The organism is Nicoliella lavandulae (assembly GCF_037546185.1).
Lineage (GTDB): Bacteria > Bacillota > Bacilli > Lactobacillales > Lactobacillaceae > Nicoliella > Nicoliella lavandulae.
On sequence record NZ_JAWMWH010000001.1, the window covers coordinates 539,321 to 556,580 of the forward strand.

The following is a 17,260-nucleotide window of genomic DNA, read 5'->3' on the forward strand; positions in this document are numbered from 1 at the left end:
GCAAAAAGTCGACTTAACAGCAACAAAAGGGACAAAAAAACCACTTGGCAAAGTGGTTTTAATTCTTTATTGAACTTCGATGTCCATGGCCATTCCCATTCCGCCACCGATGCACAATGTAGCTAGTCCACGATGCTGATGGTTTCGTTTTAAATTGTTGATTAGGGTCACTACGATTCGAGATCCTGAATCACCTAAGGGATGTCCTAAGGCAATGGCACCACCCGTTAAGTTAACTCGATTAATATCAATGTTTAAGTTATTGATGATTGGCAGTGCTTGGGCGGCAAACGCTTCGTTTAGTTCTACTTGTTCGAAGTCATCAATCTGAATGCCGGATTGGTCGGTCAAAGCTTTGATGGCTTTGTAAGGGGCGTATCCCATCATGTTTGGATCAATGCCTGCTTCACGGTATCCTTTAATGGTAGCAAGTGGCGTAATCCCAAGTTGATTGGCTTTGGATTTAGTCATTAGAATTAATGCAGATGCACCATCATTTAAACTAGCCGCGTTCCCAGCAGTAACGGTGCCGTCCTTTTTGAAAGCAGGTCTGAGCCGACTTAATTTTTCAAGTGTTGTATCACGACGGACGCTTTCATCGGTAGTCATCATTGATCCATCTGATAATGGTACGGGAGTGATTTCATCATCAAAGTAGTTTTGGTCCTGGGCGTCAATTGCTTTAGCGTATGAATGGAATGCAAATTGATCCTGTTGTTCACGAGTAATGTTGAATTGATTAGCAACGTTTTCTGCAGTAAGCCCCATTGGTTGATTGGAAAATGCATCTTGGAGCGCATCAACTAAGATGGTATCTTCTAGTTCAACTGAACCGAGTTTATTACCAAAGCGAATTGAACGATTAATGAATGGAGCGTTGGACATACTTTCTGTTCCACCCACTACTACGATTTCAGCGTCACCCATCGCAATTGCTGCTTGTCCGGAACGAATGGCACGTAATCCGGATCCACATACTTGATTAACGGTGAAGGCAGTATTTGTATTTGGAATTCCTGCGTTGATTTCAATTTGACGTGCGATGTTTTGTCCAGCGCCGGCCGATAATACGTTCCCGAAAATGACTTGATCGATTTGAGTTGGATCAAGGTGGGCTTGTTCGATCACTGATTTAGTAACGATGGTTCCTAAATCAACAGCTGATAGTTTACTTAAAGCACCACCAAATTTTCCAATAGGGGTTCTAGTGGCACTTGCAATAACGATCTCTTCCATTAAAGATTCTCCTTTGATTGTTAATTAATTTCTATAGTATACCTTATTTTGAATGGTTAAATATAAATTCAAGAATAAGTTTGCAAAAAGTTAATTTGAAGAATATAATAGTAAAAATAATTTAATTACAGTTCATTTCAAAATAAATTAAAAAAAGTTGTTGACTTATTTTGAAGTAGTTGGTATTATATTAATCGTTGTCAATTTGGTAAACGCAAACGCGTTACTTAAGTTGCTTCGAAAATTTAATTTTAAAAAGTTGTTGACATTGAGTTATCAATTTGTTATTATTAAATAGTTATCGTTACGAACGACACACTCAAGTAGATCTTTGAAAACTGAACAAAATTATGACAAAGATGTGTAAGGAACTTCATAATTAATTATGAAGACAAAATCTTATGCGAAGTCAATTCGCTTAAAAGTAACAATATTAGAAGAGCTAAGTTAAGCTTTTCATCTTAAGATGAGAGTTTGATCCTGGCTCAGGACGAACGTTGGCGGCGTGCCTAATACATGCAAGTCGAACGAGTTTCCGTTAATGATAGTTGATGCTTGCATTAACTTGACTTAACATCGAAACGAGTGGCGAACTGGTGAGTAACACGTAGATAACTTGCCCTAAAGCGGGGGATAACATTTGGAAACAAGTGCTAATACCGCATAACAACAAAAACCGCATGGTTTTTGTTTGAAAGATGCGTTTGCATCACTTTAGGATGGATCTGCGGCGTATTAGCTTGTTGGTGGGGTAATGGCCTACCAAGGCAATGATACGTAGCCGACCTGAGAGGGTAATCGGCCACAATGGGACTGAGACACGGCCCATACTCCTACGGGAGGCAGCAGTAGGGAATCTTCCACAATGGACGCAAGTCTGATGGAGCAACGCCGCGTGAGTGAAGAAGGGTTTCGGCTCGTAAAACTCTGTTGTTAAAGAAGAACGGGTATGATAGGAAATGATCATATCGTGACGGTATTTAACCAGAAAGTCACGGCTAACTACGTGCCAGCAGCCGCGGTAATACGTAGGTGGCAAACGTTGTCCGGATTTATTGGGCGTAAAGCGAGCGCAGGCGGTTTCTTAAGTCTGATGTGAAAGCCTTCGGCTTAACCGAAGAAGTGCATCGGAAACTGGGAAACTTGAGTGCAGAAGAGGACAGTGGAACTCCATGTGTAGCGGTGAAATGCGTAGATATATGGAAGAACACCAGTGGCGAAGGCGGCTGTCTGGTCTGTAACTGACGCTGAGGCTCGAAAGCATGGGTAGCAAACAGGATTAGATACCCTGGTAGTCCATGCCGTAAACGATGAATGCTAGGTGTTAGAGGGTTTCCGCCCTTTAGTGCCGCAGCTAACGCATTAAGCATTCCGCCTGGGGAGTACGACCGCAAGGTTGAAACTCAAAGGAATTGACGGGGACCCGCACAAGTGGTGGAGCATGTGGTTTAATTCGATGCTACGCGAAGAACCTTACCAGGCCTTGACATCTCCTGCAAAGCTAAGAGATTAGCCGTTCCCTTCGGGGACAGGATGACAGGTGGTGCATGGTTGTCGTCAGCTCGTGTCGTGAGATGTTGGGTTAAGTCCCGCAACGAGCGCAACCCCTATTATTAGTTGCCAGCATTAAGTTGGGCACTCTAGTGAGACTGCCGGTGACAAACCGGAGGAAGGTGGGGACGACGTCAAATCATCATGCCCCTTATGGCCTGGGCTACACACGTGCTACAATGGACGGTACAACGAGTCGCAAAACCGCGAGGTTAAGCTAATCTCTTAAAGCCGTTCTCAGTTCGGATTGTAGGCTGCAACTCGCCTACATGAAGTTGGAATCACTAGTAATCGTGGATCAGCATGCCACGGTGAATACGTTCCCGGGTCTTGTACACACCGCCCGTCACACCATGAGAGTTAGTAATACCCAAAGTCGGTGTAGTAACCTCTTTTGAGGAGCAAGCCGCCTAAGGTAGGACTGATGATTAGGGTGAAGTCGTAACAAGGTAGCCGTAGGAGAACCTGCGGCTGGATCACCTCCTTTCTAAGGAATAATTCGGAACCTTATACAGTCATAGTTTTGTTTAGTTTTGAGAGGTCTACTTCTCAAACTATAGAACCACGCTTCTTTGGGCCTATAGCTCAGTTGGTGAGAGCGCACGCCTGATAAGCGTGAGGTCGATGGTTCGAGTCCATTTAGGCCCATTGCTAATCTTAGTGATTAGATTTAAATGGTATGGGGAATTAGCTCAGCTGGGAGAGCACCTGCTTTGCAAGCAGGAGGTCAGCGGTTCGATCCCGCTATTCTCCATTGACACGTAAGTGTCATAATACTTGGTTCTTTGAAAACTAGATAATATTTTAATTTTTCCAAATTGAATTGTATTAAATACAATTTCAACCGAGAACACCGCGTTATTTTGAGTTTTTTAAATAGTTTATTCGTATTTACTCAATTAACCAAATACCACTTCGTGGTAATAGGTTAAGTTATTAAGGGCGCATGGTGGATGCCTTGGTACTAGGAGCCGATGAAGGACGGGACTAACGCCGATATGCTTCGGGGAGCTGTACGTAAGCTTTGATCCGGAGATTTCCGAATGGGGAAACCCAATAATCTTTATCGATTATTACTTAATGACGAATTCATACTCATTAAGAGGCAGACGTGGGGAACTGAAACATCTAAGTACCCACAGGAAGAGAAAGAAAATTCGATTCCCTCAGTAGCGGCGAGCGAACGGGGATCAGCCCAAACCATTGAGTTTACTCGATGGGGTTGTAGGACTGAACATTTGAGTTACCAAAGGATTAGATAGTCGAAAGATCTGGGAAGTTCTGCGACACAAGGTGATAGCCCTGTAGACGAAATCTAATCCCCTCAGTTCAGGATCCTGAGTACGGCAATACACGTGAAACGTTGCCGGAATCCGGGAGGACCATCTCCCAAGGCTAAATACTCCCTAGTGACCGATAGTGAACCAGTACCGTGAGGGAAAGGTGAAAAGCACCCCGGAAGGGGAGTGAAATAGTTCCTGAAACCATGTGCCTACAAGCAGTTAGAGCCCGTTAATGGGTGATAGCGTGCCTCTTGCAGAATGAACCGGCGAGTTATGATAACATGCAAGGTTAAGACGAAAAATCGGAGCCGTAGCGAAAGCGAGTCTGAATAGGGCGTTTTAGTATGTTGTGATAGACCCGAAACCAGGTGATCTACCCATGTCCAGGCTGAAAGTGTGGTAAAACACACCGGAGGGCCGAACCCGTGTACGTTGAAAAGTGCTGGGATGAGGTGTGGGTAGCGGTGAAATTCCAAACGAACTTGGAGATAGCTGGTTCTCTCCGAAATAGCTTTAGGGTTAGCCTTGGAGTCGAGAATCATGGAGGTAGAGCACTGTTTGGATGAGGGGCCCGTCTTGGGTTACTGAATTCAGATAAACTCCGAATGCCATTGATTTATATCCAGGAGTCAGACGATGAGTGATAAGATCCACCGTCGAAAGGGGAACAGCCCAGACCACCAATTAAGGTCCCTAAATATATGCTGAGTGGAAAAGGATGTGGAGTTGCATAGACAACTAGGATGTTGGCTCAGAAGCAGCCACCATTTAAAGAGTGCGTAATAGCTCACTAGTCGAGTGATCCTGCGCCGAAAATTTACCGGGGCTAAGCATATTACCGAGATTGTGGACGTAACTTTGTTACGTGATAGGAGAGCGTTCTAAGGGCAATGAAGTCAGACCGTAAGGACTGGTGGAGCGCTTAGAAGTGAGAATGCCGGTATGAGTAGCGAAAGATCAGTGAGAATCTGATCCACCGAATGACTAAGGTTTCCTGGGGAAGGCTCGTCCTCCCAGGGTTAGTCGGGACCTAAGCCGAGGCTGAGAAGCGTAGGCGATGGATAACAGGTTGAGATTCCTGTACTAGTTAACTATGTTTGAACGATGGAAGGACGTAGGAGGCTAAACGTAGCATCCTGTTGGATATGGATGTTCAAGCACTAAGTCAGGTATTGAGTCAAATGCTTAATACCGGGTTGACAAGGTGTGATGAGGACCGAAATTTAGTAGGGAAGTCGTTGACGTCACACTACCGAGAAAAGTTTCTAGTTAGTAGTTAACTACCCGTACCGCAAACCGACACAGGTAGTCGAGGAGAGTATCCTAAGGTGAGCGAGTGAACTCTCGTTAAGGAACTCGGCAAAATGACCCCGTAACTTCGGGAGAAGGGGTGCTGCACTATGTGCAGCCGCAGTGAAAAAGCTCAGGCGACTGTTTATCAAAAACACAGGTTTCTGCAAAATCGTAAGATGAAGTATAGGGGCTGACGCCTGCCCGGTGCTGGAAGGTTAAGTGGATGAGTTAGCTTCGGCGAAGCTCAGAAACGAAGCCCCAGTAAACGGCGGCCGTAACTATAACGGTCCTAAGGTAGCGAAATTCCTTGTCGGGTAAGTTCCGACCCGCACGAAAGGCGTAACGATCTGAGCACTGTCTCAACGAGAGACTCGGTGAAATTGAGATACCTGTGAAGAAGCAGGTTACCCGCGACAGGACGGAAAGACCCCATGGAGCTTTACTGTAACTTGATATTGGGTGTTTGTATAGCTTGTACAGGATAGGTAGGAGCCATAGAAGTCGGAACGCTAGTTTCGATGGAGGCATTGGTGGGATACTACCCTCGCTGTATGAACACTCTAACCCGCACCACTCATCGTGGTGGGAGACAGTGTCTGGTTGGCAGTTTGACTGGGGCGGTCGCCTCCTAAACAGTAACGGAGGCGCCCAAAGGTTCCCTCAGAATGGTTGGAAATCATTCGACGAGTGTAAAGGCAGAAGGGAGCTTGACTGCGAGACATACAGGTCGAGCAGGGACGAAAGTCGGGCTTAGTGATCCGGTGGTACCGTATGGAAGGGCCATCGCTCAACGGATAAAAGCTACCCTGGGGATAACAGGCTTATCTCCCCCAAGAGTTCACATCGACGGGGAGGTTTGGCACCTCGATGTCGGCTCATCGCATCCTGGGGCTGTAGTTGGTCCCAAGGGTTGGGCTGTTCGCCCATTAAAGCGGTACGCGAGCTGGGTTCAGAACGTCGTGAGACAGTTCGGTCCCTATCCGTCGCGGGCGTAGGAAATTTGAGAGGAGCTGCTCTTAGTACGAGAGGACCGGAGTGGACATACCGCTGGTGTACCAGTTGTGCCGCCAGGCGCATCGCTGGGTAGCTATGTATGGATGAGATAAACGCTGAAAGCATCTAAGTGTGAAACCCACCTCGAGATGAGATTTCCCATTCCTTTATGGAAGTAAGACCCCTGAGAGATGATCAGGTAAATAGGTTGGAAGTGGAAGTGCAGTGATGCATGGAGCGGACCAATACTAATCGGTCGAGGACTTAACCAAGTAAGGTAGTTCTCACGGAAGAATAAAATATTATCTAGTTTTGAGAGAACGAAGTTCTCACAGTTAAATAGTGTGGTGATGATTGCCAGAAGGATACACCTGTTCCCATGTCGAACACAGCAGTTAAGCTTCTGTACGCCAAAAGTAGTTGGGGGATCGCCCCCTGCGAGGATAGGACGTTGCCACGCCAATAATGACCTTCGTATTTGATACGAGGGTCTTTTTGCATATAAAAGTAAGTAATGATGAATAACCATGCTAAATTATGATAGAATGGAGTATGAATCATTTATAAATATCCAAATGGATACATAATATGAGAAGAGGATTAGTATGAAAAGATTTAAGTTAACAATTGGTTGGCAAATCATGATTGGTCTGGTATTAGGAATCATATTAGGAATCGTATTCTATCAAAATAAAACTGCGATTACTGCAATGTCTAATATTGGAACTATGTTCATTAATTTAATTCAAATGATTGTGTTACCAATTGTATTATCATGTTTAACTGTTGGAATTGCTAGCATTGGTGATATCAAGAAGTTAGGACGAATTGGTGGAAAAACCATTGTTTACTTCGAAGTAATGACTACCATTGCAATTGCATTGGGGTTATTAGTTGCTAATTTAGCTCATCCTGGTGACTTTATTAATATTCATGCATTAAAGGGTGAAGATATTAGTAAGTATGTTTCTACCGCTAATGCCGCAAAAGAAAGTGGTGGTTGGGGTACTATTATGAACTTAATCCCAACAAACATTTTCAAGTCACTAAGTGATGGTAATATGATGCCAGTAATTGTGTTCTCAGTCTTCTTTGGATTAGGAACCGCCGCTATTGGTGAACGAGGTAAGATCATCGTTGATTTCCTAACGGCAGTTTCTGAAGTAATGTTTAAAGTAACCAATTGGGTAATGAGTTTAGCGCCAATCGGGGTATGTGCATTGATTGGTGCTACATTAGCTCAAATGGGAGTGGGAGCACTTGCGCCACTTAGTTACTTTGTATTCTTAGCATATGCAACGATGGTTGTATTTATCATTGTCTTTATGGGCATTGCTGCTAGAATCTTTGGATTCAGTTTGAAGAACTTATTATGGGTAATTAAAGATGAAATTGTGCTAGCTTTTTCAACTGCTAGTTCTGAAGCAACATTGCCACGTTTGATTGATAAGATGCAACGGTTTGGGGTTAGCAAATCAATTGTGTCATTTGTAATTCCAACCGGATACACATTTAACTTAGATGGATCTGCAATTTATCAATCATTAGCCGTGATTTTCTTAGCCCAAGCTTACAATATTCACCTATCAATTGGTCAACAGGTAATGGTCTTATTGGTATTGGTAATTACTTCTAAAGGAATGGCTGGGGTACCAGGAGCATCATTTGTGGTACTATTAGCAACTGTTTCAACCGTTGGAATTCCAGTAACTGGACTCGCATTTATTGCCGGAATTGATCGGATTGTTGATATGGGTAGAACTGCGGTTAACGTGGTTGGAAATTCATTAGCTACGGTAATTATTGGTAAATCAGAAAAAGAATTTAATGCTGATCAATCAAGACAATATGTTAGAGAGTTTTTACCTAATTCAAAATAAAGTAAAAAAACGTCTATGAATAATAACATTCATAGGCGTTTTTATTATATAAAAATAGCGTCCTCAGTAACTATTACTAAGAACGCTATTTTAGTGGGCCAATGATGGCCATTAATCATCAGATTTAAATGTCGAATTTATACTTAAATATGACTTAATTATAATTAGAATGTTGTTCAGTACCTCCCCAAGTGGTTCCCCACGAAGTAAAGCATCATAAGCAACTTGATTACCTTTTCAATTATAAGTACGTCAATACCTGGAATAATTGAAGATACCGAGATAATCAACAACAACTAATTTTCCTATATTACACGCTTCAAAATTATTTTAACCAACGATTGCTTGGTATCAACTTTCTCAAAGTGAAAAAGATTTATTAGATTAAAATAATTCATAATTAGTTTTACGGGAAAATCGGTCGTCATTAATTATCTACCATGAAAACTCCTTGGTGATTTACTAAATGACTGCAATTTTCCCATCATCGACTCACTCGTCGCTCCAGGATCAAATGTTAATTCTGTCATTTTTGCCACCTCCGATATGTTATCTTCTTCTGTTCCATACATTATAAATTTTATGCTAATTCTAAATGATTGTCAAACAATTATTACATTTTCATGTTCATTTTATGATATGATTCCATCCCACCAAGATGTAAATCTTCCATCTTTACGCCACGTTCCTTAGCAAAGGCACTCATTAATGTGTGATGATCCATTAATGGTTGGGGAAGTTCATCTGGATGTTTAGGATCAGGAACTTCGTATTGAAGCATCATTCCACCATCTTCGTGTTCAATGATGTGGCAGTGGTACATAAAGACTCCAACACATGGGAACCATACTTTCAATCGAACCGTTTCACCAGGTTGAACTTCAACGGTATCCTTTAGACCTAGTTCGTTAGGGTAAGGGGCCTTGCCGTTACGAGAAATAACTTTAAATACACAACCGTGCATATGGTAAGGATGTAACATACCGCCTTCCATATCATTAGAGTTAGTAACGTCCCAATATTCAACATTATTAAGCTTCGTCTTGGTATCAATTCTGCTCATATCGAACTTCTTACCGTTAATTTCAACTGATTCATCCATTCCAGACATTACAATCTTACGGATTGGAGCATCTGGCGTTACTTCAGGATCTGGTAGGGTATCAGTTAATGTTTCTGGAATTTGAGAATCATCCTTAGCAAATTCATGAATTCTGAAATGAACGATTGGCGTATCGTCTGAGTACAATACGACTTCATCACCAGGCTTGTACTTGCCAAAATCAACCACAATTTCCATTCTTTCAGCACATCCAATTAACAACTTGGTGAAGTCTACTGGATGGGGAAGAAGGCTGCCATCACCCGCAATTTGCGTGAATTTTAAATCATCACTAAAGTGGAGACGCCATTCACGACGGTTAGCACCATCTAAGATTCTAAATCTTACCTTTTGGGTCGTAACATCAAAATAAGGATTAATGGTTCCGTTAATCATTGCAGTTGGTCCCATTACACCATCAGGATCATAATCAGATTGATAATCCCATTGGTTATCTTCATGGAAACGACGGTCTTGAAGAATCAATGGAATATCATCGACACCATAGTTACGTGGTAATGGTAATTTAGCTTCTTCTTCATCTTTAACTACGACTGCGGTTGCAAGCCCATGCCAAACTTGTTCAGCGGTAGATGGACATGGATGAGCGTGCATCCAAAGGGTAGCAGCTGGTTGATCAATATCAAAATCAATATGCTTAGTTTCGCCAGGATAAACTGGAGTGTGACAACCACCATCGGCAACTCCTGGGATTACTGAACCATGCCAGTGATAAGTCGTTAGTTCTGGTAATTCATTTTTTAAAGTGATATGGATATGCTTACCACGTTTAAAAATAATGGTCTTACCAAGGAGGGGCGCATTGTATCCCCAAGTTTTAGTCTTACGACCAGGCATTAATTGGACTTCACCAGTTCTTGAAACAACTGTGTAGTAAATATCAGTGTCAGTTTCCTTATCAGGAGCGAGAATTTCTGGAATGTTTAATTTTTGTTGTGGTACGTCAGGAGCGACTAACGGAACGTAGCCACCATCTTGGGTATCATAATCTTCTTGGTTGTAAAAATAATCAGTAAATAGTTGTCTTTCACTCATTTTGATCATCCTTTCGATTATTATCAACTTTAATGATACGCTACTAATTATGATAATCAACTTATAATGCTTATAATTTAATAAAAAATTTAGGTTAGCAGAAATTTAGTTTATAAAAAAGAAGAAACCAAAAAATGGTTTCTTCTTGAAAATTAAATGTTTAATTTTATTGTTCTTTGTACCATGGGTAATGGAAAGTACCTGGACGGTCAACACGCTTGTAAGTGTGAGCACCGAAGTAGTCACGTTGAGCTTGTAACAAGTTAGCTGGAAGAACTTCAGTTCTGTATGAATCGTAGTATGCGATTGCAGCTGAAAGGGTAGGTACTGGAATACCAACCTTAGTAGCAAGGGCAACAACTTCACGAGCAGAATCTTGGTACTTCTTAGCAATGTCAGTGAAGTAAGGGTCTAATAATAAGTTAGTTAACTTAGGATCCTTTTCAAAGGCATCAGTAATGTTTTGTAAGAATTGTGCACGAATGATACAACCTTCACGCCAGATTTGAGCTAATTGACCAAACTTAAGGTCCCAGTCGTATTCTTCGGAAGCGAAACGTAATTGTTCGAAACCTTGTGCGTAACTCATAACCTTACCAAAGTATAGGGCTTCACGTACCTTTTCAACAAGTTCTTTCTTGTCGAAGTCAACAGTAAGTGATGGCTTAGGTAATACCTTAGAAGCAGCAACTCTTTCATCCTTAAGCATGGAGATGAAACGAGCATAAACTGATTCAGTAATAACTGATTGTGGAACACCAAGAGCTAATGCATCTTCTGAACTCCACTTACCAGTACCCTTGTTAGCACCTTCATCTAAGATTAAGTCAACGATAGGCTTACCTGAACCAAGGTCATCCTTACGGCTTAAGATATCACCAGTGATATCGATTAAGTAACTGTTAAGTTCACCCTTGTTCCATTCCTTAAAGATGTTGGAAAGTTCATCAACATCGATTCCAGCAACCCGACGTAAAATGTCGTAACTTTCATCGATTAATTGTTCATCACCGTATTCAATACCGTTATGAACCATCTTTACGTAGTGACCAGCACCGTTAGGTCCGATGTAAGCAACACATGGCTTGCCATCTTCAGCCTTAGCAGCAATCTTTTCTAAGATTGGGGCAACTAAGTCATAAGCTGACTTTTGACCACCAGGCATTAATGATGGACCGTGTAATGCACCAAGTTCACCACCAGAAACACCCATACCGATAAAGTTAATACCGGACTTGTCTAAACGAGCGTTACGAGCCATAGTATCGTGGAAGTTAGTGTTACCACCATCAATTAAAACATCACCCTTGTCAAGCAATGGTAATAATTCATCGATAACAGCGTCAGTAGCCTTACCAGCTTTAACCATGATAAGAATCCGACGAGGAGTTTCAAGTGATTTAACGAAGTCTTCTACAGAGTAACTTGGAACTAACTTCTTGTCACTGTGATCCTTCATAACAGTTTCTGTTTTTTCTGCAGTACGGTTGTAGATACCTACAGTGTAGCCGCGGCTTTCAATGTTAAGGGCAAGGTTTTTACCCATAACAGCCATCCCAACAACACCAATATTTGCTTTTTGATCAGCCATTGAAATAAACCTTCCTTTATAAAAGAGTAATCTAATAGTACATTCATACTTTAGATAGAATTATTTATTTAAATACACTTCTATTTTAACATTTAGTGCATTAAAAGTGAATTAATTATACGAAACCTTAATCTTGAGCTCTGAATGCCCACTTACGACCAGAACGAGCTAATAAATCATCAGCTGCCTTAGGACCCATTGATCCTGGAGTGTAGTTAGGGAAATCAGGCTTAGTAGTGTTCCAAACCTTTTCGATTTGGTCAACGAATTTCCAAGCTTGAGCAACTTCAGCCCAACTAGCAAAGTTAGTGTGGTCACCCTTCATGGCATCATTGATCAACCGTTCGTATGGAAGTGGAACTTCCTTCATTTCTTCGGTGGTTAAGTCGTGAGTAAATTGGAAACTGTCAGTAGTGTAACCTTGACCAACGTGTTTCTTGTTTAACTTCATTTCAAAACCAGAATCTGGTTCGATCTTAATTGAAATGCGGTTTGGCACTAATTGAGGATCAGTACCATTAGCACGAGCAAAGTCATCCAAAGCAGGTTGCTTGAAGACAACATCAATTCGAGCGAACTTATCAGCTAGTAGCTTACCAGTCCGAACATAGAAAGGTACGCCAGCCCAACGGTTATTTTCAAATTCTAACTTACCGGCAACAAAAGTTTCGGTATTAGAATCTTCTGGAACATTGTCTTCATGACGGTAATCCTTTTGGTTATCAGCAGCACCATATTGGCCACGAACGAAGTTTTCAGCAACTTCGTCTTCATTATAAATATGAAGGGCTTGTAATGCCTTTACCTTTTGAGCACGGATTTCAACGTCCTTGTACTTATTAGGTTCATCCATTGCTAGTAGACTAACAATTTGCATGATGTGGTTTTGCACCATATCACGAAGGGCACCAGAAGTATCGTAGTATCCAGCTCGTTCACCAACCCCCATGTTTTCAGCAAGGGTTACTTGAACGTTATCGATAAATTTATTGTTCCATACGGATTCGATCATTGGGTTTCCAAAACGTAGGGCAGCAATGTTTTGAACCATTTCCTTACCTAAGTAGTGGTCAATTCTGAAGACTTGGTCTTCACTAAATGCTGCACTTAATGAATTGTTCAATGCTTCAGCAGATTCGAAGTCATGACCAAATGGCTTTTCAATGATTAAGCGGTTGAAGCCGTTTTCTGAAAAGACTTGTTGTTCCTTCAAGTTATTAGCAACCAAGCTGAAGAAGCGAGGGGCTAATGAAATGTAGAAAATACGGTTACCATTAAGGTCGTATTTAGCATCTAATTCGTCTGCTAATCCCTTTAACACCTTGTAGTGTTCAGGATTAGTAACATCGTGTGACTTGTAGTAGAAATGACTTACGAAGTCATTTACTTGTTGATCACTTTCGGCAGCATCTTTAACGGATTCGGAGACAACGGAACGGAATTTATCATCGTCCCATTCACGTCTACCAGTACCAATCAATGCAAAATGTTCCTTGATTTCTCCCTTTTTGTACAAATTAAAAAGGGCAGGATACAACTTACGTGAGGCTAAGTCACCAGTTGCACCAAAAAGCGTTAGCAAAGCAGTTTGTTCAGTTGCCAATACTGTCACACTCCCTAAAGTTAAATTATTAATTCAAAATTCATATACATACTTACACGTTGCTTATTATATACCACATGCAAAATCAAAGAAAGTGTTTACATTAATTTATGTAAACGCTATCTTTATGGCTCTCGACAAAACTATTAAAGGTAATTTTAAATTGATTAAAATTGCTTAATTCGTCTAATGATTTATCACAATTTTATTGCTATTAACATAAAAAATGTTTAATATAAGATATGTTTAATATTTAATTTTATTGATGTTGAAAGGAAGCCATTTCATGAAAAAATCAATTTTTTATACGCTAGGCGTATTATTACTAACTTTTGTTACACTCGGAGTTAGTGCTGATGCAGCCAAAGTCGATACTCACGGACTCTCATTAACGATTCCAACTGTAACGAACAAACAAACAGAAATTTCTGGAACTGCAACGAAGAATACACCCGTTTACGTTAAGTTAGACAATAAGAAAACGGTTGCTACTACCACTGCATCTAGTGATGGTAAATATACCCTTAAGTTACCAAAGAAGTATGCTGCAAACACGAACTTATATGTATATGTTCAACCAAGTAAAGCTAATTACTACTTCTACAAAATCATAACGGTTAAGAGTAATGATACTAGCAGTAGCAGTTCAAGTAACTCTGCTAGCAGCACTAGTAGTAGCAGCAGTAGCAGTAGTAGCAAAACCAGTACAACTAGTAGTTCCAGTTCATCTAGTACTAAAACCGTAGCTAAGGTCAGCGACTTAGCTGGTAACTGGAAGTCTAGCGCTAGTGGTAAATATACTCAACTATGGACATTTAATAATGATACTGGGTTAAACCAAACTCAATATAAAAACAAGAAATATGATAGTAAGATTCTTAGTAACGCCGTATATAACGTTAAAAACGTTAACGGAAACGTCATTACGATGACTTACCGTGGTAAGGGTGTTAAGAAGACTAGTACTATGTACATCCGCTTAGTAAGTAGTAAGAAGTTCTACTTAGTTGATAAGAACAATAAATTATTAAAACTTAAAGTCGGCAATGCACCAACTGCCACTTATTCATTCACTAAAATTAAATAATTAAATAATAAAAGATTTAAACCGCTCTGGTGTGTCCTAGAGCGGTTTTTTTGTTAGAATGGTTTTAAATTGTAACTAAAAATAGAAGGGGTGTTTAAAATGGCAAAAGTAAAAGCAAAGGAAATTGGCATGAAGCCAGTTTTGATTTACACAACGTTGTTGAACGCTGGGTCATCATGTTTATGGCCACTTACAACAATGTATATGCATGATTACTTGCATCGTTCATTAACGGAGTCAGGATTAATTTTATTTATTATGTCATTATTCATGATTGCTGGAAACTATACTGGAGGCTATCTATTTGATCACTGGTCAGCTTATAAAACGGCGTTGATTAGTATTTTGATCTCAACGGTTTCAATCATTGCATTAACGTTTCTACATAGTTGGCCATATTTTGCAATTTTACTGATTATCCATGGGTTTGGGGATGGGGTTAGTTTAACTTTGATCAATTCCTATGCATCTACGATTAAAAGTAAGAGCCCCCGGTATGTGTTTAATACGTTATATGTAGGATTAAACATTGGGGTTGTAATCGGAACGGCAATGGTGGGATATCTACTAAAGTTTGGGGTCACAACCGTTTTTGCAGTTACCGCTGCATTTTATCTAGTACTATTAGTAATGGCAATAAAACTATTTGATATTGATTTTTCAGAGTATGACTACAATCGCCAAGTTAAATCATCTGACTCTAGTGATTTTCATAGTTTGAAGTTACTCTTAGCAATTTGCTTTCTAATTTTCAGTATTTATTTAAGTTATGCAATTTGGGAAAGTGTGATGCCAATTCATATGACTCAATTAGGAATGTCATTTGAACAGTACAGTACGATTTGGACGGTCAACGGATTGATGATTGTTTTTGGCCAAAGCTTGGTTAGTAAAATTGGCCGGCGATTTGAAATTAGCAAGCAAGTATCGTTTGGGGTCTTTTTATTTGCCGTTTCATTTCTATTCTTAGTATTTGACCACGAATATAGTACGTTTATCTTAACGATTATTTTTCTAACGGTGGGTGAAATGATTGGACTGCCAGATTTACCAGCATGGATTGATTCACTGGCTAGTGATTCACAAAAGGGGATGTATCAAGCCTTTTTCAGCATTTCAATGTCATTAGGCCGCGCAGTCGGGCCACTTTATGCGGGCGCATTTGTAGAATACTTTAATTATAATTCGTTATTTATATTCTCATTTGCATTAATAATGGTTGCCATTATGTTGGTGTTGATTCGTAACCATTATTTGAAACAAAGTAAGTAATTTGTCGTAAATCATAGTATAATAATTTACGATAGTTCAATTTTTAGCGAAGGGGGGAATCAAAATGGCAGAACCAACTACCATCCAATGTCCAAGATGTCACCATGATAATGATGCGACAAATGAGTTTTGTGATTATTGTGGATTGGATTTAGCCAAGTACTTTGATGATGGCGAAGAAGTTCAGCCTACATTGACTGTTGCTGATTCATATACGATTCCCAATTACCAATCGCGATTAAAAAAATACAGCAAGAAAGATTCGATTGATCGTAGTAAGCTAGATTTACGTAAGTTTAAGCTAACATTTCATAGCTTTAAGCATCGGAAACGATGGGCATTTTCTGCTGCAGCTTTAATCTTTGTGGTTGGTGGATATACTTATGGACAATTTTATTATTCCAAGTCCATTACATTGAATCGGGTTGATAGCAGTGTTGCTAAGGATCAACTGGACGATTATTTTGTTACCAAGCACAATGAACCCCAAGCTACTAAAGTCATTGCAGAGTATTTTAAAGCGAATCCAGCAGCTGCTGATCGGTTAAAGCGTGAATTAAAATCAAACGGCCATACTAGTGATGGCTTCTTTACATATCAAAAGACTGGGACTCATTTTGGGATATTTCCTAAATATCAAGTTGTATTAAACAATCAAGAACTTGAACAACAGACCTATTCGATCAAGATAAAGACGAAGCCGTATGCTTTGATTTTATTAAATGGCAAGTTAATGAGTTATGCCGATGAAAACGGAAACTATGAGTTAACCCATTTAACAACTGATCATTTTGAACTGAATGCTAAGTACCACGTTGATGACCATGGTGTTACTACCGAGCCGATTAAAGTTAATAAGAATGATAACGGACGTACAATTACTTTAATTCGGAATGAAAGTGGCTTTGATCAAAATCAAGCGCAAGCTACTTTGAATCAAGTTTACACTGGAATTCAATCATTAACGAACCAACGAAAAACTGATATGGACTTAGGTAATTACTTCTTATATGGGAATAATAATCATTATTATCAAAGCATGAAGAAGTTAGCATTGATATTTAACCAATATCAATTTAAAGCGAAGTATACGCCGCAAATTACGACCTTTAAGCGCGATGGACAACATCGTTATCATATTGTTTATAATTTGAAATATGAATTTGATAGTGGCGATCAGGTCCATGTGCAAATTTTCCGGACAATTGCAGAAGTTCAACAAGATCATGAACATCACTATAAAGTTGCATCTGTGATTTCAGATGCTACGCCGATTAAAGATAAATATTATCACAAATAAAAAAGAACGCATT

8 protein-coding genes, 2 tRNA genes and 3 rRNA genes are annotated in these 17,260 nt (G+C 40.2%); 9 read left to right on the plus strand and 4 right to left on the minus strand.

Annotation, left to right across the window (positions count from 1 at the left end; genetic code table 11):
- Positions 1 to 66: 66 nt before the first annotated feature.
- Positions 67 to 1,236 carry an acetyl-CoA C-acetyltransferase gene (locus R4146_RS02490; protein ID WP_339959874.1) on the minus strand — a complete coding sequence of 390 codons (1,170 nt, stop codon included), beginning with the start codon at positions 1,234 to 1,236 and terminating at the stop codon, positions 67 to 69.
- Positions 1,237 to 1,698: 462 nt separating this feature from the next.
- Here R4146_RS02490 and R4146_RS02495 point away from each other — a divergent pair.
- From R4146_RS02495 to R4146_RS02520, 6 genes are all read left to right on the plus strand, one after another.
- Positions 1,699 to 3,274: ribosomal RNA gene (locus R4146_RS02495) — 16S ribosomal RNA — on the plus strand.
- Between the two features lie 87 nt (positions 3,275 to 3,361).
- Positions 3,362 to 3,435 (plus strand) — tRNA-Ile (locus R4146_RS02500).
- Between the two features lie 33 nt (positions 3,436 to 3,468).
- A tRNA-Ala gene (locus R4146_RS02505) sits at positions 3,469 to 3,541 on the plus strand.
- 172 nt (positions 3,542 to 3,713) lie between these two features.
- Positions 3,714 to 6,628: ribosomal RNA gene (locus R4146_RS02510) — 23S ribosomal RNA — on the plus strand.
- Between the two features lie 71 nt (positions 6,629 to 6,699).
- Positions 6,700 to 6,816, plus strand: a 5S ribosomal RNA gene (rrf, locus tag R4146_RS02515).
- The 16S, 23S and 5S rRNA genes sit together here with 2 tRNA genes alongside, the layout of an rRNA operon.
- 145 nt (positions 6,817 to 6,961) lie before the next feature.
- Positions 6,962 to 8,236: a dicarboxylate/amino acid:cation symporter gene (locus tag R4146_RS02520; protein ID WP_339959875.1), complete on the plus strand. Its 1,275-nt coding sequence runs from the start codon at positions 6,962 to 6,964 to the stop codon at positions 8,234 to 8,236.
- 613 nt (positions 8,237 to 8,849) lie between these two features.
- Here R4146_RS02520 and R4146_RS02525 read toward each other — a convergent pair.
- The 3 genes from R4146_RS02525 to zwf all read right to left on the minus strand — a co-directional run bounded on the left by R4146_RS02525 (position 8,850) and on the right by zwf (position 13,588).
- Complete coding sequence (locus tag R4146_RS02525; protein ID WP_339959876.1) at positions 8,850 to 10,394, minus strand: multicopper oxidase family protein; 1,545 nt, start codon at positions 10,392 to 10,394, stop codon at positions 8,850 to 8,852.
- Between the two features lie 166 nt (positions 10,395 to 10,560).
- Positions 10,561 to 11,985 (minus strand): NADP-dependent phosphogluconate dehydrogenase, encoded by a 1,425-nt coding sequence (gene gnd, locus R4146_RS02530; RefSeq protein ID WP_339959877.1) that lies wholly within the window; start codon positions 11,983 to 11,985, stop codon positions 10,561 to 10,563.
- Positions 11,986 to 12,112: 127 nt separating this feature from the next.
- Positions 12,113 to 13,588: a glucose-6-phosphate dehydrogenase gene (zwf, locus tag R4146_RS02535; RefSeq protein ID WP_339959878.1), complete on the minus strand. Its 1,476-nt coding sequence runs from the start codon at positions 13,586 to 13,588 to the stop codon at positions 12,113 to 12,115.
- Between the two features lie 286 nt (positions 13,589 to 13,874).
- Between zwf and R4146_RS02540 the strand changes: the two genes are divergently transcribed.
- The 3 genes from R4146_RS02540 (at position 13,875) to R4146_RS02550 (ending at position 17,247) form a co-directional block, all read left to right on the plus strand.
- The gene (locus R4146_RS02540) at positions 13,875 to 14,675 is read left to right on the plus strand and encodes an Ig-like domain-containing protein (protein WP_339959879.1); all 801 of its coding nucleotides are present in this window, start codon (positions 13,875 to 13,877) and stop codon (positions 14,673 to 14,675) included.
- Positions 14,676 to 14,774: 99 nt separating this feature from the next.
- The gene (locus R4146_RS02545) at positions 14,775 to 15,947 is read left to right on the plus strand and encodes an MDR family MFS transporter (protein WP_339959880.1); all 1,173 of its coding nucleotides are present in this window, start codon (positions 14,775 to 14,777) and stop codon (positions 15,945 to 15,947) included.
- A gap of 64 nt (positions 15,948 to 16,011) precedes the next feature.
- Positions 16,012 to 17,247, plus strand: coding sequence for a zinc ribbon domain-containing protein (locus R4146_RS02550; RefSeq protein WP_339959881.1), 1,236 nt, complete (start codon positions 16,012 to 16,014; stop codon positions 17,245 to 17,247).
- Positions 17,248 to 17,260: the final 13 nt, after the last annotated feature.